Annotated in this window: 16 protein-coding genes; 2 read left to right on the plus strand and 14 right to left on the minus strand. The window is 69.9% G+C overall.

Annotated elements, in window-relative coordinates; all coding sequences use genetic code 11:
* The first annotated feature begins 127 nt into the window (after window positions 1–127).
* Window positions 128–1,549, plus strand: a complete 1,422-nt coding sequence (locus AB0I98_RS23810; protein WP_362944848.1) for a lipase maturation factor family protein — start codon at window positions 128–130, stop codon at window positions 1,547–1,549.
* On the opposite strand, the gene AB0I98_RS23815 is transcribed toward AB0I98_RS23810, so the two are convergent.
* Genes AB0I98_RS23815 through AB0I98_RS23850 form a run of 8 tightly spaced genes read right to left on the minus strand, consistent with a single transcriptional unit; the run spans window position 1,537 to window position 9,351 of the window.
* The gene (locus AB0I98_RS23815; RefSeq protein WP_362944850.1) at window positions 1,537–2,367 is read right to left on the minus strand and encodes an amidohydrolase family protein; all 831 of its coding nucleotides are present in this window, start codon (window positions 2,365–2,367) and stop codon (window positions 1,537–1,539) included. The genes AB0I98_RS23810 and AB0I98_RS23815 overlap by 13 nt on opposite strands.
* Complete coding sequence (locus AB0I98_RS23820; RefSeq protein ID WP_362944852.1) at window positions 2,364–2,678, minus strand: L-rhamnose mutarotase; 315 nt, start codon at window positions 2,676–2,678, stop codon at window positions 2,364–2,366. The genes AB0I98_RS23815 and AB0I98_RS23820 overlap by 4 nt, the downstream gene beginning before the upstream one ends.
* Window positions 2,675–3,643, minus strand: coding sequence for an aldo/keto reductase (locus AB0I98_RS23825; RefSeq protein WP_362944920.1), 969 nt, complete (start codon window positions 3,641–3,643; stop codon window positions 2,675–2,677). The genes AB0I98_RS23820 and AB0I98_RS23825 overlap by 4 nt, the downstream gene beginning before the upstream one ends.
* A gap of 29 nt (window positions 3,644–3,672) precedes the next feature.
* Window positions 3,673–4,428, minus strand: coding sequence for an SDR family oxidoreductase (locus AB0I98_RS23830; protein WP_362944853.1), 756 nt, complete (start codon window positions 4,426–4,428; stop codon window positions 3,673–3,675).
* A complete protein-coding gene (locus tag AB0I98_RS23835; protein WP_362944855.1) occupies window positions 4,425–5,768 on the minus strand; it encodes an L-fuconate dehydratase in 1,344 nt (447 codons plus the stop codon). The genes AB0I98_RS23830 and AB0I98_RS23835 overlap by 4 nt, the downstream gene beginning before the upstream one ends.
* A gap of 37 nt (window positions 5,769–5,805) precedes the next feature.
* Window positions 5,806–6,831, minus strand: a complete 1,026-nt coding sequence (locus AB0I98_RS23840) for an ABC transporter permease (RefSeq protein ID WP_362944857.1) — start codon at window positions 6,829–6,831, stop codon at window positions 5,806–5,808.
* Window positions 6,824–8,323, minus strand: a complete 1,500-nt coding sequence (locus AB0I98_RS23845; protein ID WP_362944859.1) for a sugar ABC transporter ATP-binding protein — start codon at window positions 8,321–8,323, stop codon at window positions 6,824–6,826. Before AB0I98_RS23845 ends, AB0I98_RS23840 begins: the two co-directional genes overlap by 8 nt.
* On the minus strand, window positions 8,320–9,351 hold the full coding sequence (locus AB0I98_RS23850; protein WP_362944922.1) for a sugar ABC transporter substrate-binding protein: 1,032 nt from the start codon (window positions 9,349–9,351) through the stop codon (window positions 8,320–8,322). Before AB0I98_RS23850 ends, AB0I98_RS23845 begins: the two co-directional genes overlap by 4 nt.
* Window positions 9,352–9,563: 212 nt before the next feature.
* On the opposite strand from AB0I98_RS23850, the gene AB0I98_RS23855 reads away from it, so the two are divergent.
* The gene (locus tag AB0I98_RS23855; protein WP_362944861.1) at window positions 9,564–10,265 is read left to right on the plus strand and encodes an FCD domain-containing protein; all 702 of its coding nucleotides are present in this window, start codon (window positions 9,564–9,566) and stop codon (window positions 10,263–10,265) included.
* Between the two features lie 16 nt (window positions 10,266–10,281).
* Here the strand turns inward: AB0I98_RS23855 and AB0I98_RS23860 are convergent, their stop codons facing one another.
* From AB0I98_RS23860 to AB0I98_RS23885, 6 genes are read right to left on the minus strand one after another with little or no spacing between them, the layout of a single operon-like run.
* A complete protein-coding gene (locus tag AB0I98_RS23860) occupies window positions 10,282–13,299 on the minus strand; it encodes a glycoside hydrolase family 38 C-terminal domain-containing protein (protein WP_362944863.1) in 3,018 nt (1,005 codons plus the stop codon).
* A 57-nt stretch (window positions 13,300–13,356) separates the two neighbouring features.
* Complete coding sequence (locus AB0I98_RS23865; RefSeq protein ID WP_362944865.1) at window positions 13,357–15,360, minus strand: endo-beta-N-acetylglucosaminidase; 2,004 nt, start codon at window positions 15,358–15,360, stop codon at window positions 13,357–13,359.
* Entirely contained in the window at window positions 15,357–16,613 is a 1,257-nt protein-coding gene (locus AB0I98_RS23870; protein WP_362944867.1) for a glycosyl hydrolase, read from the minus strand. The genes AB0I98_RS23865 and AB0I98_RS23870 overlap by 4 nt, the downstream gene beginning before the upstream one ends.
* Window positions 16,614–16,656: 43 nt before the next feature.
* Window positions 16,657–17,508 (minus strand): carbohydrate ABC transporter permease, encoded by an 852-nt coding sequence (locus tag AB0I98_RS23875; RefSeq protein WP_362944869.1) that lies wholly within the window; start codon window positions 17,506–17,508, stop codon window positions 16,657–16,659.
* A complete protein-coding gene (locus AB0I98_RS23880) occupies window positions 17,505–18,392 on the minus strand; it encodes a sugar ABC transporter permease (protein WP_362944871.1) in 888 nt (295 codons plus the stop codon). Before AB0I98_RS23880 ends, AB0I98_RS23875 begins: the two co-directional genes overlap by 4 nt.
* Window positions 18,393–18,394: 2 nt before the next feature.
* Window positions 18,395–19,684 (minus strand): sugar ABC transporter substrate-binding protein, encoded by a 1,290-nt coding sequence (locus tag AB0I98_RS23885; RefSeq protein ID WP_362944873.1) that lies wholly within the window; start codon window positions 19,682–19,684, stop codon window positions 18,395–18,397.
* Window positions 19,685–19,839: the final 155 nt, after the last annotated feature.

The raw sequence follows: 19,839 nt of genomic DNA on the forward strand, positions 1-19,839 counted from the left end.
CCCGCAAACAATCTGGCGGTCGTCGGGAGAGCGCGGGCCATGACGACGGTGCCGGTGGGTACGGCATACCAATGGATACAGAGAGTGACCTGAGGTTCCGGCGCGACAATGGGGTCAGGAGAGGGCCGTGGAGTGGTTCATCGCACCCGACTACTGGCTGAGTCGGCTGGTCTTCCAGCGGGCTCTGGCCGCCGTGTATCTGGTCGCGTTCCTCACGGCGGCGCTGCAGTTCCGTGCGCTGCTGGGCGAGCGCGGCATGCTGCCGATCCCCCGGTTCGTCGCGCGGGTGCCTTTCAAGCAGGCGCCGAGCCTGTTCCAACTGCACTACTCGGACCGGTTCTTCGCGGCCTCGGCCTGGGCGGGCTGCGCGGTGTCGGCGGCGCTGCTGGCGGGGCTGGACTCGCTGCTGCCGCTGTGGGGCGGCATGCTGCTGTGGCTGGTGCCGTGGGTGCTGTATCTGTCGATCGTCAACGTCGGCCAGACCTGGTACGGCTTCGGCTGGGAGTCGCTGCTCCTGGAGGTCGGCTTCCTCGCGGTCTTCCTCGGCAATGACGAAGTGGCCCCGCCGATCGTCGTCCTCTTCCTGCTGCGCTGGATCCTGTTCCGGGTGGAGTTCGGCGCCGGGCTGATCAAGATGCGCGGTGACGCCTGCTGGCGGAACCTGACGTGCCTGTACCACCACCACGAGACCCAGCCGATGCCGGGCCCGCTGAGCTGGTTCTTCCACCATCTCCCCCGGCCCCTGCACCGCGCGGAGGTGGCCGCGAACCACGTCACCCAGCTCGTCGTGCCCGTCCTGCTGTTCACCCCGCAGCCGATCGCGACGGCCGCGGCGTCCTTGATGATCGTCACCCAGCTGTGGTTGGTCCTGTCGGGCAACTTCTCCTGGCTGAACTGGATCACGATCGTGCTGGCCCTGTCCGCGATCGAGTTCCCCACCACGCCGCCGTCCGTCGCCGACGCACCGCTCTGGTACGAGATCGTCGTCCTCGCCGTCGCCGCGCTGCTCGTGGGCCTGAGCTACCAGCCAGTCCGCAACATGATCTCCCGCCGCCAGGTGATGAACCGCTCCTTCGATCCGCTGCACCTGGTCAACACGTACGGGGCGTTCGGCAGCGTCAGCCGGATCCGCTACGAGGTGGTCGTCGAGGGCACGACCGATCCGGTGCCGCACGAGGACTCGGACTGGCGGGAGTACGAGTTCAAGGGCAAGCCGGGTGATCCCCGGCACTGGCCGCGCCAGTTCGCGCCGTACCATCTGCGGCTCGACTGGATGATGTGGTTCGCCGCGCTGTCGCCCGCGTATGCCGGCTCCTGGTTCGGCGCGCTGGTGGAGCGGCTCCTGGAGAACGACCGCGCCACGCTGAAGCTGCTGCGCCGCTCGCCCTTCCCGCCCGACGAGCCTCCGCGGTTCGTCCGTGCCCGTCTCTTCCGTTACCGCTACACGACCTGGCGTGAGCTGCGGGAGACGGGCGCGTGCTGGGAGCGGACGTATGTGCGGGAGTATCTGCCGCCGACGCGGCTGGCGGAGGTGGCTCAGAGGTCGTAGACGCGGGTGGCGGTGGCCTCGAAGATACGGGAGCGGTCGCTCGCGTCCGTCAACTCCCTTGCCGCCGACAGCACTTCACCGTAGGTCGCGGCCAGCGTACACACCGGCCAGTCCGAGCCGAACATCAGGCGGTCCGGGCCGAAGGCCTCGAGGACGGTGTCGGCGTACGGGCGCAGGTCGTCGGCCGTCCAGGACCTCGGGTCGGCCTCGGTGACCATGCCGGAGAGCTTGCAGACCGTGTTGGGCAGTGCGGCGAGAGTGCGGACGGCGCTCGCCCAGGGTTCCTGCCGGCCGGAGGCAATGGGGGGTTTGCCGAGGTGGTCCAGGACGAAGGTGAGGTTCGGGTGGTCCGCGGCTGCCTTGGCGCAGGCGGGCAGCTGGTGGGGCAGGACGACGAGGTCGTAGACCAGGCCCGCGTCGGCGACGGCGGCGAGTCCGCGGCGGACGTCGGGACGCAGCAGCCACTCCGGGTCGGGTTCGCCCTGGACCTGGTGGCGAATGCCCTTCAGGTGGTCGCCGCCGGGGAGTTCACGCAGCCGCGCCAGCTCGTCGGCGACGTCCGGGCGGGTGAGGTCCGTCCACCCGACGACCCCGGCGATCAGGTGGTGCGCGGCGGCGAGGGCGAGGAACTCCGGGGTCTCGTCGGGCACGGTGACCGTCTGGACGAGGATGGTACGGACCACTCCGGCGGCCCGCGCCTCGGGTTCCAGGTCGGCGAGGCCGAAGTTCCGCCGGATCGGCCGGAGTTCTTCTCCGGTGATCCAGTCCTGGTCGCGTACGGACAGGTCCCAGACGTGGTGGTGGGCGTCGACGGTCACGGCAGCTCCCATACGACGGGCAGGCCCGCGTCGGCTCCCTCGTCGCTGTAGTCGTGCACCACGTCGAGGAGTTCCGCCATCCGCGCCTGCCAGGCGACGTTGACCGGTAGCTGCTCCAGCTCGGCGAGGAGCCGGGCGTAGTCCGCGCACTCCAGGACGTGGAAGAGGTCGGTGCCACTGCGCCAGATCGTCCAGGAGGTGGCGCCGGCGGCGCGGATGGCGTCCGTCAGCTCCTTCGGGACCTCGCGGTGCGCGGCCTCGTACTCCGCGACCCGGTCCGCGCGGACCTTGGTGTGCAGGGCGACTCTCATGACGGCTCCTCGTCGGACAGCAGGCCGGTCTCTCTCAGCTCCCGCCAGAACGCCTCCGGCACCTGAGACGCGAACTGCTCGGCGCAGTCCCGGACTTCGGCCGCCGATCGCGCACCGACGAGGACGCTCGCGACGGCCGGGTGCGCGGCGCAGTAGGCGAGGGCGGCGGCCCGCAGGGTGATGCCGTGGCGGTCGGCGACGGACCGCATGCGCAGGGCGCGGTCCAGCATCTCCTGTGGTGCCCGGTCGTAGTTGTACGTCGATTCCGGTCTCGGGTCCGCCAGCAGGCCGGAGTTGAAGGCGCCGCCGATGACGACGGACGTGCCGCGGTCCACGGCGGCGGGCAGGAGTTCGGTGAGCGCGCTCTGGTCGAGCAGCGTGTAACGGCCGGCGCACAGCACCACGTCGACGTCCGTGTCGCGGACGAAGCGGGTCAGCATCCCGGCCTGGTTCATGCCCGCGCCGATGGCGCCGACGACGCCCTCGGAGCGCAGCTTCTCCAGCGCCGGATAGCCCTCGTGGAAGGCCTGTTCGGCGTGGTCGTCGGGGTCGTGGAGGTAGACGACGTCGACGCGGTCGAGGCCGAGCCGTTCCAGGCTGGCGTCGAGGGTGCGTCGTATGCCGTCGGCGCTGAAGTCCCAGACGCGGCGGTGGGAGGCGGGTACGGCGAAGCCGTGCGCGAGGTCGTCGCCCGGGGTGTCGACCGGTTCCAGGCGGCGGCCGACCTTCGTCGAGATCGTGTACGCGTCCCGTGGGTGCTCGCGCAGGGCGGCGCCCAGGCGGCGTTCGGACAGGCCGAGGCCGTAGTGCGGGGCGGTGTCGAAGTAGCGGATGCCCTGCTGCCAGGCGGCGGCGACAGTTTCGTGCGCCTGCTCTTCCGTGACCTCGGCGAAGAGGTTGCCGATGGGGGCGGCGCCGAGGGCGAGCGGGGTGACCTCGACGCCGCTTCCCCCGAGGGTGTTCACCGGCCGCGCGCCGGGCGCAGGCGGGGTGCTCACTGGGCCGCCGGGCGCAGGCGCAGACCCTGCATGCCGCCGTCGACGGCCAGGGCCGTGCCGGTGGTGGCGCCGGAGAGGGGGCTCGCCAAGTAGGCGATGGCGCCCGCGACTTCGGCCGCGCTGACCAGGCGGCCGGTGGGCTGGCGGGCCTCCAGGGCGGCGCGTTCGGCGGCCGGGTCGGCGGCGGCACCGAGGAGGCGGCCGACCCACGGGGTGTCCACGGTGCCGGGGTTGACGCAGTTGACGCGGATGCCCTCGCGGACGTGGTCGGCGGCCATGGCGAGGGTGAGGGAGTACACGGCACCCTTGGTCGCGCTGTACAGGGCGCGTTGCGGGAGGCCCGCGGTGGCGGCGATGGAGCAGGTGTTGACGATCGCGGCGTGCGAGGACTCGCGCAGGTGCGGGAGGGAGGCGCGGGCGGCGCGCACCATCCCCACGACGTTGACGTCCATCACGCGGTGCCATTCGGCGTCGTCGTTGTCCTCGACGGTGCCCTGGGCGCCGATGCCCGCGTTGTTGATCAGGATGTCGAGTCCGCCGAGTTCGGCGACCGCGGCGGCGACGGCCTCGCGGACGGAGGCGTCGTCGGTGACGTCGGCGCGGTGGGCGAGCAGCGGCTTCTCCACGGAGGAGGGGTCCAGGTCGAGGACGGCGACCTGGGCGCCGCGCGCGGCCAGGAGTTCCGCGGTGGCCCGGCCGATGCCGGAGGCACCACCCGTCACCAGGGCCCTCAGTCCCTCGAAGTCGTTCATGCCGCCTGCCCCTTCTGCTGCGTCTGGAGGTCGGCGGCCCAGAAGGCGCCGCCGGGGAACGTGTACCGGGCGATGGACTCGGGCCGCATGTCCGCGGAGAAGCCCGGCGCGGTGGGTGCCGTGTAGTGACCGTCGCGGATCACCACCGGGTCGAGGAAGTGGTCGTGCAGATGGTCGACGTACTCGATGACGCGGTCGTCGGTGGTGCCGGAGACGGCGACGTAGTCGAACATCGAGAGGTGCTGGACGAGTTCGCACAGGCCGACGCCGCCCGCGTGCGGGCACACCGGCACGCCGAACTTGGCGGCGAGCAGCAGGATCGCGAGGTTCTCGTTGACGCCGGCGACGCGGGCCGCGTCGATCTGGAGGACGTCGATCGCGCCGGCCTGGAGCAGTTGCTTGAAGACGACCCGGTTGTGGACGTGCTCTCCGGTGGCGACCTTCACCGGGGTCACGGCCTTGCGGATCGCGGCGTGCCCGAGGACGTCGTCGGGGCTGGTGGGTTCCTCGATCCAGTACGGGTCGAACTCGGCGAGGGCCTTGGTCCAGCGGATCGCCTCGTCGACGTCCCAGCGCTGGTTGGCGTCGATCGCCATGCGGATGTCCGGGCCGACCACGGACCGGGCGACCCGGCAGCGCCGGATGTCGTCCTCCAGATCGGCGCCGACCTTCAGCTTGATCTGCCGGAAGCCATCGGCGACCGCCTCGGCGGCGAGCCGGGTGAGTTTCTCGTCGTCGTAGCCGAGCCAGCCGGCGGAGGTGGTGTAGGCGGGGTAGCCGCGCTCCAGGAGCCGGGCCCTGCGGTCCTCGGCGCCGTCCCGGCCACGTCGGAGGAGGATCAGCGCCTCCTCGGGGGTGAGCGCGTCGGTGAGGTAGCGGAAGTCGATCTGGCCGACCAGCCACTCGGGGTCGGCGTCGGCGAGGAACTGCCACAGCGGCTTGCGCGCCCGCTTGGCGGCGAGGTCCCACACGGCGTTGGTCACCGCGCCGATCGCCATGTGCATCACGCCCTTCTCGGGCCCGAGCCAGCGCAGTTGGCTGTCGCCGATCAGATCCCGGAACAGCACTCCGGGGTCGGCGCACACCTCGTCGACGGACCGTCCGACCACATGATGGCGCAGTGCGTGGATCGCGGCGACCTGGACCTCGTTGCCCCGCCCGATGGTGAAGGTGAAACCGTGCCCCTCCGGACCGTCCTCGGCGTCCGTGCGCAGCACGACATAGGCGGCCGAGTAGTCGGGGTCCGGGTTCATCGCGTCGGAGCCGTCGAGCTCGCGCGAGGTGGGGAAACGGATGTCATGGGTATCGACCGCGATGATGCGGACGGGCGTCTGGGACACAGAGGGCCTTTCGGTCGCTGGCGGGGAACAACGCGGGTCAGTCCTGGGCGCGGCCCGTCGTGACGCGGGCGATCATGAGGGCGACGAGGATGATTCCGCCGTAGATGGCCTGGATCCAGAAGGACGGCACCTGGGCGAGGGTGAGCAGGTTCTGTACGACGCCCAGGAGCAGTACGCCGGTCAGGGCGCCGAACATGGTCCCCTTGCCGCCGTCCAGGCTGATGCCGCCGATCACCGCCGCCGCGAACACGGTGAAGATCATGTTGTTGCCCTGGTTGGCGCTGATCGCACCGACGTAGCCGGTCTGCATGATCCCGCCGACCGCCGCCAGCACACCGGCGACGACGAACACGCCGAGCATCACGCGCTCGACCCGGATTCCGGCCGCCCGGGCCGCGTCCGCGTTGCCGCCGATGGCGTACAGCGCGCGCCCGATGCGGTGGTACTTCAGCACCAGCCCGGCGACCGCGAAGGCGATGGCCGCCAGCCACACCGACATCGGGACGTTGAGGAAGGTCGTCGTCGCGAGGGAGTAGAAGCTGTCGGGCATCCCGAACAGCGTCTTGCCCTTGGTCGCGCCGACCAGCAGACCACGCAGCACGATCAGCATCGCCAGCGTCACGATGAACGCGTTCAGCCGGAACTTCACGACCAGGATCCCGTTGAACCCGCCGATCGCCGCACCGACCACCAGGACCGCCAGCAGCGAGAGCGCGGCCGGGAATTCGGTGCCCCAGCCGGACTGCGCGACGGGCAGCACGAGCAGCGCTCCGACGGCGGGCGCGATACCGACGACCGATTCCAGCGACAGGTCGAACTTTCCGGTGATCAGCACCAGCGACTCGGCCAGCACCACCATCGCGAGCGCCGCCGAGGCGCCGAGGATCGAGATCAGGTTACGCTCGGTGAGGAACGAGTCGTTGACCACCGCGCCGAGCACCATGAGCAGCAACAGGGCCGGTACGAGGGCCAGTTCGCGGGCGCGACGCAGCAGTACCGTGCGGGCCGCCCGGGCCTCGGGCACCCGCAGCTGCTTCACCGGCGGAGCCTTGGTGTCAGCCATGGTCCACTCCTTCGATGGAGGCGATCAGCTCGTGGTCGCGCCAGCCCGCCGGGTGCTCGGCGACGACACGGCCGTGGAAGAGGACGAGAACGCGGTCGCAGCGCCGCAGGTCGTCGAGTTCGTCGGAGACGACCAGCACGGCGGTGCCGTCCTCGCGGGCGCTGTCCATCCGGGCCAGCAGGGACTCCTTGGACTTCACGTCGACGCCCGCGGTGGGGTTGATGAGGACCAGGAGCTTGGGGTCGGAGGCGAGGGCACGGGCCATGACGACCTTCTGCGCGTTGCCGCCGGACAGGTCGGAGACGGGCTGGTCGGGGCCCTCGGTGTGGATGTCGAGGCGGTCGATGAGGGCGGTGGCGAATCCGCGCTTGCGGTCGGTGCCGACGAAGCCGTACCGGCCGAGCCGGTTCAGGACGCTCATCGTGGCGTTGTCGCCGACGGTCATGCCGGCGACCAGTCCCTGCTCGTGCCGGTCCCGCGGCACACAACCGACGCCCGCCTTGAGGGCGGCCTGCACATCGCCGAACGGGAGCCGCTCACCGTCCAGTTGAGCACTCCCGCCCGTCGGGGTGTGCAGTCCGGCGAAGGACTCGGCGAGTTCGACCTTGCCGCTGCCGCTGATGCCGGCCAGTCCGACGACCTCGCCGCGGCGGACGGTGAGGTCGATGTTCCGGTACGACGGGGAGGTGAGCCCGCGGGCTTCGAGGAGGACGGGGGCGTCGTGGTCGACATCCCCGGGGTCCACGGCCTGTTCGGCGATGGTCTCGATGGACTCCCCCGCCATCGCCTCCACCAGGGCCTGCCGCGGGAGTTCGGCGACCGGAGCCGTGGTGATCCAGCGGGCGTCACGCAGCACGGTGACGGTCTGGCAGACCTCGTACACCTCCTGGAGGTGGTGCGAGATGAACAGGAAGGTGACGCCGGAGTCCTGGAGTGCGCGCATGCGGGTGAAGAGCCGCTCGATCTCCCGGTTGTCGAGCTGGGCGGTGGGTTCGTCGAGCACGATGAACCGGGCGCCGAAGCTCAACGCGCGGGCGATCTCCACCATTTGGCGGTCCTCGACCTTGAGGTCGGCGGTGCGGGCCTCGGGGTCGACGCGCACGTCCCAGGTGTCGAGGAGCGCGGCGGCCTCGGACCTGAGCGTGCGCCAGCTGATGAAGCCGCGCTGCAACGGCTGCCGGTTGATGAACAGGTTCTCGGCGACGGTCAGCTCGGGGACGACCGTGGGCTTCTGATAGACGCAGGCCACCTTGCGGCGCCAGGCGTCCCGGTCGGCGAGCGGCGGTGCGGGCTCGCCGTCGAAGCGGACCGTGCCCTCGTCGGCGGGCTGGAGGCCGGTGAGGATGTTCACCAGCGTGGACTTTCCGGCGCCGTTGCGGCCGACGAGACCGTGGGACTCGCCGGGGAGCACGGTGAGTTGGCCTTCGTACAGGGCGGTGGTGGGGCCGTACCGCTTGGTGATGCCACGCGCCTCGACAAGTGGGGTGCTCATCCGACCGTGTTGCCCCACAGCTCGGGGTCGTCGACGTTCTCCTTGGTGACCAGCGGCGCGGGCAGCTGGTCCTCGAGGATGCCGCTGGGCAGCTTGACGATCTCGGAACCGTGGTCCGTCGGGCCCGGCTTGAAGGTCTTCCCCTCCATCGCCGCCTTGATGTAGTACATGCCGTACTTGGCGTACAGGTCGGCGGGCTGGGAGACGGTGGCGTCGATCTCGCCCTTGCGGATGGCGTCGTACTCCTGCGGGATGCCGTCGTTGGAGACGATCGTGATGTGGCCCGCCTGGCCCGTCTTCTTCAGCATGCCCTTGGACTTCAGGGTCTGGAGCGTGGGCGCGAGATAGACGCCGCCCGCCTGCATGTAGATGCCCTTGATGTCCGGGTTGGCGTTCAACAGCGTGTCGAGCTTGGAGGCCGCCGTGTCCGACTCCCACTTGGCCGGTATCTCCAGGACCTTCAGCTTCGGGTAGTTCTTCTTGACGCAGTCGCGGAACGCCTCCGAGCGGTCACGGCCGTTGACCGAGGCGAGGTCGCCCATGATCTGTACGACCTTGCCGGAGGGGATCTGCTTGCCGAGGTACTCGCAGGCCTTCTCGCCGTACGCGACGTTGTTGGCGCGTACGACCATGGCGACCTTGCCCTTCTCGGGCGCCACATCGACGGCGACCACGGGCACGCCCTTGCGCTCGGCCTGGTCGAGCCCGGCCTCGATGGCGGCGCTGTCCAGCGGGGCCACGACCACGCCCTTCACGCCCTGGTTGAGCTGGTTGTTGATGTCGGTGATCTGCTGGGAGGGATCGCTGTTGGAGTTGACCGTCTTCAGCGCGTCCACCCCTTCGGACTTGGCCATCTTCGGTACGTAGTCGTTGTACGACTGCCAGAACGGCGAGGTCAGCAGGGGCAGGATCACCCCGACCTTGCCGGTGCCGCCGTCCCCGGCACTCGCGGACCCGGTGTCCTTGGTGCTGCCGCATGCCGTGAGCGCGAGGGCGCCGCAGACGGCAACCGCCGCCGCTCGCACCATCCGCGGGGAAACCCGCCACCGTCCGTTCCGCACAGATCCGTCGGCCATCTGCCAGCTCCTCATCGAGCGTGATCGAGCAGTTGCCCGCATATTTATCAGACCACTTCGGCCTGACAACACCCTCGCGCAGCAAATATTGCCGGTTTCTGGCCATAGTGGTCCGACCACATCGGAGATTAGACTGCGGGCGCACCGTCGACAGGAGGAGTGGCGTGGACGAGACCGCCCCGCAGAAGGGCACGGTGACGCAGCGCGCCATCGAGCAGATCAAGGCGATGATCGGCGAGGGCCGGCTGGAGCCGGGCCAGCGGCTGCCGACCGAGCGCGATCTCGCGGTCCAGCTGGGCATCTCCCGCAGCTCGATGCGCGAGGCGATCCGCGCGCTCACCGTGCTCGGCGTCCTGGAGGCGCGGCACGGCTCCGGTATCTACGTCACCCAGCTCCAGGCCGGTGACCTGCTGGAGACGTTCGGGGTGGTCGCTGACCTCTCCCGCGGCCCGCGCCTGGTGGAGTTGCTGGAGGTCCGCCGCATCCTGGAGTCCACGGCCACCGCGCTGGCCGCCGCGCGCATCACCCCGGACCAGCTCGCCGAGGTGGAGAAGCACCTCACGGCGATGAACGCCACCGACGACCCCGACGAGATCCTCGCCCACGACCTCGCCTTCCACCGCGAGATCGCCGTCGCCGCCGGCAACGACACCATGGCCGCCATCCTGGAGGGCCTCTCCTCCCGCACCTTCCGCGCCCGCGTCTGGCGCGGCTACCAGGAAGAGGGCGCCTTCGCCCGCACCCGCCGCGAACACGCCGCGATCCACCGCGCCCTCGCCGCCCGCGACCCGGAGGCGGCACGAGCGGCGGCGGCCGCGCATGTGGGCGAGGTGGAGGAGTGGCTGCGGGCCCAGCTGGCCGGCTGAGCCCGCACCCATCGGGTCAGGCCCGCTTCAACCTCAGGGTCATCAGCTGGAAAGGCCGCAGTCGTACGGTGATCCTGTTGCCGTCGCGCTGAGGCGAGGCTTCCGGCAGCGGGCGTTCCAGCAGGTCCGTCACCTCCACGCCCGCGACCTCAAACCCGGCGGTGAGCGTCGCACGGGCGCGGCCACCGTGTGCTTCGTGGAACCGGACCACCACATCGCCGCTGCCGTCGTCCGCGAGCTTGACGGCCGTGACGACGACCGCGTCCTGGTCGACGCTCACCAGCGGCGCCACGTCGGACGCGCCCGTGATCCTCCGCTCCGGCTGGTTGATCCGCCAGCCCTCGCGGACGGCGTCGCTGATGTGCGCACCCGGCACCAGGGCGTGCCGGAACCGGTGGATGCCCTGGTCGGTCTCCGGGTCGGGGAAGCGCGGGGCGCGCAACAAGGACACGCGCACGGTCGTGGTCGTACCGCCGTCGGCGTCCGTGCGGACGGCACGGGTCACGTCATGGCCGTACGTCGAGTCGTTGACGATCGCCACACCCCAGCCCGGCTCCTCCAGATGCACGAACCGGTGGTTGCACGCCTCGAACTTGGCCGCCTCCCAGCTGGTGTTGGTGTGCGTGGGCCGGTGGAAGTGCCCGAACTGGGTCTCGGACGCGTAGCGTTCGGCGTGCACGTCGAGCGGGAAGGCGAGCTTGAGGAACTTCTCGGTCTCGTGCCAGTCGACCTCGGTGTCCAGCACCAGCCGCCGCTCCCCCGGCGCGAGCGACAGCACCTGCGTGACCCGCGACGCGCCGAAGGACCGTACGATCCGGACCGACACGCCGTCATCACCTGCGGTGATCTCGTCGGCGTCGGTGAGGTCGGTGACGGTGTTGCGGTAGAACTCGTCGACATCCCAGGCGTCCCACATGTTCGGGAAGTCGGGATGGAGTTGGAGGAGGTTCGCGGCCCGTCCGGGGGCGATCGACTCGCGGTCGGCCTCGATGTCGTAGGCGGAGACGACGAGACCCCGGTTGTCGATCTCGATCCGCAGCAGACCGTTGTCGAGGACGTGGCTGCCGTCGGTGCGCGGGGCGAGCGTGGTACGGCCTTCGGTGACGGGGGCTTGCGCGCCGCCGGCCGGGACGCCGCCGCGCGCGTGCGGGGCCGCGTTGAAGACGAGCGGAGTCGAGCCTTCCCCCGCCAGCGCGCGCTGGGCCGCCGCGATGATCCCGTTCAGCTCGTCGGCGAGTCGCTCATACGTCGCGCGGGCCTCGCGGTGGACCCAGGCGATGGACGAGCCGGGCAGGATGTCGTGGAACTGGTGCAGCAGGACCGTCTTCCAGATGCGGTCCAACTCCTCGTAGGGGTAGGGGAATCCGGTGCGTACGGCCGCGGTGGCCGCCCAGAGTTCGGCCTCGCGCAGGAGGTGTTCGCTGCGGCGGTTGCCCTGCTTGGTCTTCGCCTGGCTGGTCAGGGTGGCGCGGTGGAGTTCGAGGTAGAGCTCGCCGACCCAGACCGGCGGGTTCGGGTATTCGGCCTCCGCCTTCTCGAAGAACGCGGCCGGGGTCTCCCACACCACGGTCGCCGATCCTTCCAGGTCACGAAGGCGGGCCGCCTTGGCGACCATCTCGCGCGTGGTGCCGCCGCCCCCGTCGCCCCAGCCGGTGGGCGCGAGGGAGTGCCGGGCCCTGCCCTTGTCCTTGAAGTTGCGGGCGGCGTGGGCGAGTTCGCTGCCCTTCATGGAGCAGTTGTAGGTGTCGACGGGCGGAAAGTGCGTGAAGATGCGCGTGCCGTCGATGCCCTCCCAGGTGAAGGTGTGGTGCGGGAACGTGTTGGTCCGGGACCAGGAGATCTTCTGCGTAAGCAGCCACTTGGAGCCGGCCGCCTTGATGATCTGCGGCAGTCCCGCGGCGAAGCCGAAGGTGTCGGGCAGCCAGGCCTCGTCGTTCTCGATGCCGAACTCGTCGAGGAAGAACCGCTTCCCGTGCACGAACTGCCGGGCCATCGCCTCCGAGCCCGGCATGTTGGTGTCGGACTCCACCCACATGCCCCCGGCCGGCACGAACCGCCCGTCCGCCACGGCCTTCTTCACCCGCGCCCACACCTCGGGCCGGTGCTCCTTCACCCACGCCCACTGCTGGGCCTGCGACATGGCGAAGACGAACTCGGGCTCGTCCTCGATCAGCGCGGTCATGTTCGAGGTCGTACGGGCCACCTTGCGCACGGTCTCACGCAGCGGCCACAGCCACGCCGAGTCGATGTGCGCGTGCCCGACGGCGCTGACGCGGTGCGCGGACGGCTCGGCGGGGGTGGCGAGGACACCGGTGAGCTGTGAACGCGCCCGCGCCGCGGTGCCGTTGACATCCTGAAGGTCGATGGCGTCCAGGGCCCTCTCCACCGCCCGCAGGATGTCCCAGCGCCGTGCCGAGTCGACCGGCAGCTCGGCCATCAGCTCGCCGAGCACCTCCAGGTCGAGGACGAGCTGCCACACGGTCTCGTCGAAGACGGCGAGATCCATGCGGGTGAGCGTGTACTGCGGGTCGCTGCCCGCGGTCTCCTTGTCCCCCAACTGCGTCGGCAGGAAGGGGTGATAGTCGAGGATGACGGGGTTGGACGCGGCCTCGATGTGCAGCCGGACCTCCTCGCCGCCCTCGACGGGCGTCCCGATCCGCACCCACTGGTTGCGCGGGTTGAGTCCCTTCACCGGGGTGCCGTCGGGCCGGTAGACCAGGCCCTCGCACTGGAAGCCGGGCATGTTCTCGTCGAAGCCGAGATCGAGAAGCGCCTCGACGGTCCGCCCGGCCCACGCCTCGGGGACGGTCCCGGTGACCCGGAACCAGCTGGTGCCCCACGGAGCACCCCAGCGGGCGCCCACCTCGATCGGCTCGGGTACGGCCGCGAGCCCTTCCTCGACCGGCACGGGCTCACCGGGCGCATGCCACACCGCCACGTCCAGCGGTACGGACTCGGGGTACACGGCGGGGCGGACGCGTTCGTCGAGGACGCGCTTGAGACGGGCTTCGACCAGGCTGCGGTCGTCATGCATGCGGGGTGCTCCGTAGGTCGTCCGGGCCGAGTGCTCAGTTCGTCCGGGTGCGGGTGCTTACCAGGTGTGGCTGATGGTCACAGGTGCCGACGAGGTGTACAGCTCCCCCACGGCACGCACTTCGAACCGCGCCACCTGCTCGCCCTGCTCGGGCCGCAGGCCGCCGACGAAGTAGGCCCGCTGGCAGGTGCCGCCGAGGAAGCGCCGGGTGCCGTCGGACAGGAGGCGGTGGAGGGTGTAGTGGCGTACGTCGCCGGGTGTGGCGTTCCAGGCGAAGCGCAGGTCGCCACCGCTCGCGCCGGTGATCCGGAGGCCGACGGGGGCGGCCGGGGCCGGGGGCCGACCGCCGCGTACGGCCAGAGCGCCGAGCCGCCAGCGGACGGGGCCGTCGGTGGCGGTGAGCCGGACGCCGAGGGAGCGGACGGTCCCGGTCAGGCCGGTGAGCGGGACGGTCACGGTCTGCCAGCCGCCTGCCGAGTTCACCGGGATGTAGGTGTACGGCGGTGTCCCGCCCGGCGTGCCCGGCTCGGCGGTCGCGACGGCCAGCTCGACGCTCACGGCCCCGGCGTCGACCCGATGGGTCAGCTCGACCACCGTGTCGCCGGTGACCGGCAGCCGCGTCGCATAGAGATCCACGATCGTGGGCTCGTCCAGTGCACCGTCGACCAGCACACTGCTGCCGCCCCGCCAGGCGTCCGCGAAGTCGAAGGTGACGGACGGCCGTTCACCCTCCGTACGGACCACCCACCGCCGGGACGGCAACCGGTCCTGAAGCCCCAGATGGTTCCAGGGCGTCTGGGACGTGACCTTCCCGTCCTCGTACCACCGCAGCCCGTGCCCGGTGTTGAACACACTGGCGAACGGCACGGACGTCACCGTGGATCGATCCGCGACGGACACCGCGGGCGCCCGCCAGCTGTCCGCACCGTCCGGCTTCGAGGGATCCAGTGACCGTCCCGTCCAGAAGCGGTCGTCGGCGGCGTGGAAGTCGCCGGGCGTACGGCCCTCGGGCAGATGGTTGCGTGTCCACTCGGGCCGGTAGAAACCGACGGACACGACATGCGCGCTGCCCGTCGGCACCATCGCGTCCCAGTTCACGGACTTGTTCCAGCCGTTGGCCTCGACGTCCACCCCCGCCCACAACTCATAGCGGCTACGGCCCAGTTGATCCGCCCGCTGCCCCGAGGAAGCCAGACTGCTCGCCGTCCAGCGGAAGTCCACGAACATGTCGTCGGCGGCCTCGAAGAACGGCTGGTTCTGCGAGTTCAGCGCCCCCTGCCAGCTCACCGATCCGTTCACGGTCATCGAGTCGTACCAGGTCACCCGCTGCCCCTTGGCCCTGGCGAGCGTCTTCAGCTCCCGCATGAACCCGAGCATGTCCGCACCGAGGGCGGCGTTCCCGCCCCCGGTCTCGGCGTTCACGAACCACCCGTCGAACCCGTACGCCTCCGCGACCGCGACGAGCCGAGCGGCGAGCGGATACCGCCCGGCGGAGTCCTTCTGCACCAGATCCCGCGTCCACTGCAGCTGCCCGCCGTAGGCGACCGGCGGCAGGAAGATGTTGCCGAGGACGGTCACGCCATGGCGGTGGGCTGCATCCACGATCGGCGCGTTGGGGGCGAGGATCAGCCCCTCGCCCGACGAGCCGCCCCAGAACACCAGCTCGTCGATGTACGCCCAGTGCGTGAGCGCGTAGTAGTCGGCGGTCGCCGACCCCTGCGAGGGGTTGCTCGCCGTCGGCCCGAAGGACACCAGCGACTGGATGCGGGCCTGTCCGGCACGGGCGGTCGGATTCGCCGGGGCCGGCGTGAAGCGCGCGGCGAGCGGAACGGACGCCGCGTTGAAGGCCAGGTCGGCGTCGTCGGCCGCGCGCCACGCCTTGAGGCTGCGCCAGGTGATGCCGGTGCCCGGGGAGCCGGAGGGCAGCGAGTCCGGGTACCAGTACGAGGCGTACGGCGCGGAGGCGGCGGCCTTCGGAGCGGCCACCGCCTGCCACGAGGGCAGCAGCGCGGCCGCTGTGCCGGCTCCGGCGAGCAGGACGGTGCGTCTGGTGGGGTTCACGAGCGGGTGCCTCCTTGTGGGGTGGGGAGTACCTGGTCGGGACGTACGACCTCGGTGATGCCACGCGCGGCGAGGTGGTCCTTGTCGTCGGCGCGCACGTCGAGGACGGTGGTGGGGCGGGCGCCGTCGGCGGTGAGCCGGAAGAACGCCTCGAAGACGGGTCCGCCTGGAGCACACGCGGAGCGAGCTGCGGGGTCGTCGGGTACGACGAGTGCGATGACCCGGGGCTTGGGGGCGTAGGTGTGCTCCCGGGCAGCGCGCGCCAGCACGAGCGCCGCTTCCTTGGGCCGCCGGTCGTTGGTCAACAACCCGAGCCCGTACTCGAGTTCGGGAAAGTCGGCCAGGTCCCGGGACACGTCGTGGGAGCACCACCAGGTGATGCCCCACAGGTCCGTGCAGTCCAACGCGTGCGTGACGGTCGCCTCGGTGAACGCGGCGGCGTGCTCGGCCGGGATCAGCGGCGCGGGGGCGCCGACCTCCTGGAGCCAGACGGGCCGGCGTGGATCGTCGGCCCACGCCTTGCTCAGCTCGATGAGATAGGCGGCGTGGTGCTCAGTGGGCACGGACGTACGGCCGTGTCGCTGGGCGGTGCCGTTGAAGACCCAGGAGTGTACGGCCGTCAGCGCGCCGCGCCGGGCGGCCTGGGCCGGGGTGAACGGCTGGTCGTCCTGGTACCACGTCGCGTCGTACTCGGCGTGCAGATGGAGCTTGCCGGGGGCGCCCTCCTCGCAGGCGGCGAGCATCCGCTCCAGCCAGGCGTCGATCTGCGCGCCGGTGGCCCGGTCGGGGTCGGGATGCGGACCGGCGGAGAACTGGTTGACCTCGTTGCCCAGGGTCATGCCGAGGAAGTTGGGCCGGTCGGCGAGCGCGGCGGCGAGGGTGCGCAGGAAGGTCGCCTGGCCCTCGATGACGTCCGGGTCGGTGAACAGGTTGCGGCGGTGCCAGGTCTGCGTCCAGGACGGCAGGAAGTCGAAGCTGCTCAAGTGCCCTTGCAGGCCGTCCACGTTGACGTCGAGTCCGCGTTCGGCGGCGGCGTCGACGAGCTGGCGGAGCTGCTCGACGGCCCGTGGGCGGATGAGGGTGCGGTTGGGCTGGAAGTAGGGCCACAGCGGGAAGACCCGGATGTGGTCCAGGTCCAGTGCGGCGATCGAGTCGAGGTCGGCGCGGATGGAATCCAGGTCGAAGTCGAGCCAGTGGTGGAACCACCCCACGCTGGGGGTGTAGTTGACGCCGAAGCGCACGGCAGCAGGCATGCGGTGTCCTTGTCAAACACGGTCAAACACGAAAGGAGGGGTGTCAGCCCTTCACCGCTCCCTCGCCGACCCCGCGGAAGAAGTACCGCTGGAGACAGGCGAAGAGGACGATCAGCGGTGCCACGGCGATGACCGTGCCCGCGGCGACGAGCCGTTCGTCGTTGGCGAAGGTGCCGTGCAGATAGTTGAGGCCGATGGTCAGCGTGAACTTGGACGGATCGCTCAGCACGATGAGCGGCCACAGGAAGTCGTCCCAGGCGCCCATGAAGGCGAAGATGGCGACGACGGCGAGGGTGCCCTTCACGGACGGCAGGGCGATCCGCGCGAACCGCTGCCACACGTTGGCGCCGTCGACGAAGGCCGCCTCCTCGATCTCGTACGGCAGGTTGAGGAAGGCGTTGCGCATCAGCAGCACGTTCATCGCGCCGATACAGCCCGGCAGGACCACGCCGACCAGGGTGTTGTTGAGGCCCAGCTCCCGCATGGTGGTGAACTGGGCGATGATGATGCCCTCCACCGGAACGAGCATCGCCAGGATGAAGGCGAGCGTGGCGGCCCGGCGGCCCCGGTAGCGGAGCCGGGCGAGGGCGTAGCCCGCGAGTGCCGAGCCGACGCAGTTGGTGACGACGTTGGCCGTGGCGACCTTGAGCGAGTTGAGGGCGTAGTCCCAGACCGGGATGGTCTCGGAGACCCGCTCGTAGTTGTGGAGCGTCGGGTCGCTCGGCAGGAACTTCGGCGGGGAGGTGTAGATGTCCTCGGTCGGGCCCTTCAACGACGTGGAGAGCTGCCAGAGGAACGGGCCGACGGTCAGGGCGAGGACGGCCAGCAACAGGGCGTACCGCAGGGCGAGTTCCCAGCCACGGACACGGCGGCCGTGTTCATCAGCAATGGTCACGCCTCGCTCCTCCGGTCCGCCCTCAGGACGAGCAGCATCAGCACGACGGTGACGACGAAGACGACGACCGAGATGGCGGAGGCGTAACCGACACGACCCGTCAGACCCGTACCGGTGCGTTGGACGAGCATCACGAGCGTCGTGTCCTCACCGGCAGGACCACCACTCGGCCCTGCCATCAGGTAGACCTCCGAGAACACCTTGAAGGCTGCCACCGACGACAGCGCCCCGACCAGCACCATGGTCGACCGGACAGCCGGCACCGTGACGTTGAGGAAGCGCCGCACGGCACCCGCGCCGTCCACAGCGGCGGCTTCGTGCAGTTCGCGCGGCACATGGGCGAGCGCAGCCAGGTAAATGATCATGTAGTAGCCGAGGCCCTTCCAGACCGTGACCGCCATCGCGCTGAGCAGCAGCAGCCACTGGTCGCTGAGGAAACCGATGCGGCCGACGCCGACCGTCTCCAACAGCGAGTTCACCAGGCCGCGTTCGTCGAGCAGCCACACCCAGATCAATCCGACCACGACGATCGACGCGACGACCGGGGTGTAGAAGGCGGAGCGGAAGAAGGTGATGCCGGGGATGTTCTTCTGCACCAGCAGTGCGAGGAGCAGGGGCAGGATCACCAGCGCGGGGACGACTCCGACGACGTAGAGCGTGCTGTTGCGCAGGCCGATCCAGAACATGTCGTCGTGCAGCAGCTCGCGGAAGTTGGCGAGGCCCACGAACTCGCCGGGGATCAGGGTGCGGCGGTCGGTGAAGGCGTTGACCAGCGTGGAGACGAACGGATAGAGGATGAAGGCGCCGATGACCAGCAGGCCGGGAGTGGCGAACAGCCAGGGACTCACCGGTAGTTGGCGCCGCACCCGGGACACGGTGGACATCGCTACCCCTGCTGCTGAAGGAGCCGGTCGCAGGCCTCGACAGCGTTGTCAAGGGCTTCCTTGGGGCTCTCCTTGCCCTGCAACGCCTTGGCGACCTCGTTGCGCAGCTCCGTCTTCATCTGTTCGCTGAACAGCACGGGCGTGTAATTGACCGCGGTCTTCAGCGACTTGGCGGCGGCCACCCGCACCCGCGTCTCATCCGTCCCGTCCTCCTTGGTGAAGTACGGGTCGTCGAGCGAGCCTGCGGTGCTCGGGAAGATCGCGACCTTCTTCGCGAACGACATCTGGTGCGCGGCGTCGGTGACGTAGTGCGCGAAGGCGACCGCGGCGGGCGTCCGCTTGGTCTGCGCGTTCACCATCACGCCCATCACATACATGTTGACGTGACCGGTGCTGGTGATCTGGTCGGTGATGCCGATGTTCTTGTACAGGTTCGGCGCCTGCTTCTTGAAGTTACCGAGGTCCAGCGCGCTGCCGGGGTTCATGGCGACGGCCTCGGTGAGGAACTTCTTGCCGGACGACTCCGGGGTGGCGGTCAGCGCCTGCGAGTCGAGGGCCTTGGCGTCGTACAACTCCTTGTACTTGGTGAGCAGTTCGACGCCCTTCGCATCGTTGAAGGTGAAGGCGGTGCCCTCCTTGTTCATGAGGGGGACGCCGTAGCGGCCGAAGTCCTCGATGGTGGGGACGTTGGCGAGCGTGGCGACCTTGCCGTCGGTCTTCTCCGCGATCTGCAGGGCGTCGGCGAAGAGTTCGTCGTACGTCGTCGGCGGCTGGTCGGCGTCGAGTCCGGCCTCCTCGAACAGGGACTTGTTGTAGAACAGCGGGCCGGTGTTGAGGTACCAGGGGAAGGCGTACGTCCCCGTCATGCCCGGTATCTGATGGCTGGCCCAGGCGCCGTCCAGGTACTCCTTCTTGTACTGGGCGGCGGCCTTGTCGAGGTCCAGCGCGAGGCCCGCCTTGGCGAGCGGGGCGACGAGGTCGGGCGAGACGTTGACGACGTCGGGGAGGGTGCCGCCGGCGGCGTCCGCGCTGATCTTGTCGGCGTAGCCCTCGGCGGGCTGGTCGACCCACTTGACGTTCGTGCCGGGGTACTTCTTCTCGAAGTCCGCGATCACGCCCTCGAAGTAGTCCTTGAAGTTGGCGCGGAGATTCCAGGTCTGGAAGGTGATGTCGCCCTCGACCTTGCCCGAGGCGTCGGTCGAGCCACCGTCGTCGCCGGACCCGCAGGCGCTCAGCGGCAGCAGGACAGAAACGGCGAAAGCGGCGGCAAGGGCTCTGCGGGAAATGGGCACCGTGAACGGCCTCCTTTGCGGCGGAGTTGGCCAACGACGCAGACCTTGCACGCCGCCTCACCGGCCCGTCAATGGCTTTCGCGGAGCTAATTTCTTTAGTGACTAATGCGTATTAGGATCACCGAGCTGAACCGCATTAGTGCATACTGGCCGCG

The sequence above is a fragment of the Streptomyces sp. NPDC050211 genome, from assembly GCF_040656035.1.
Classification (GTDB): Bacteria; Actinomycetota; Actinomycetes; order Streptomycetales; family Streptomycetaceae; genus Streptomyces.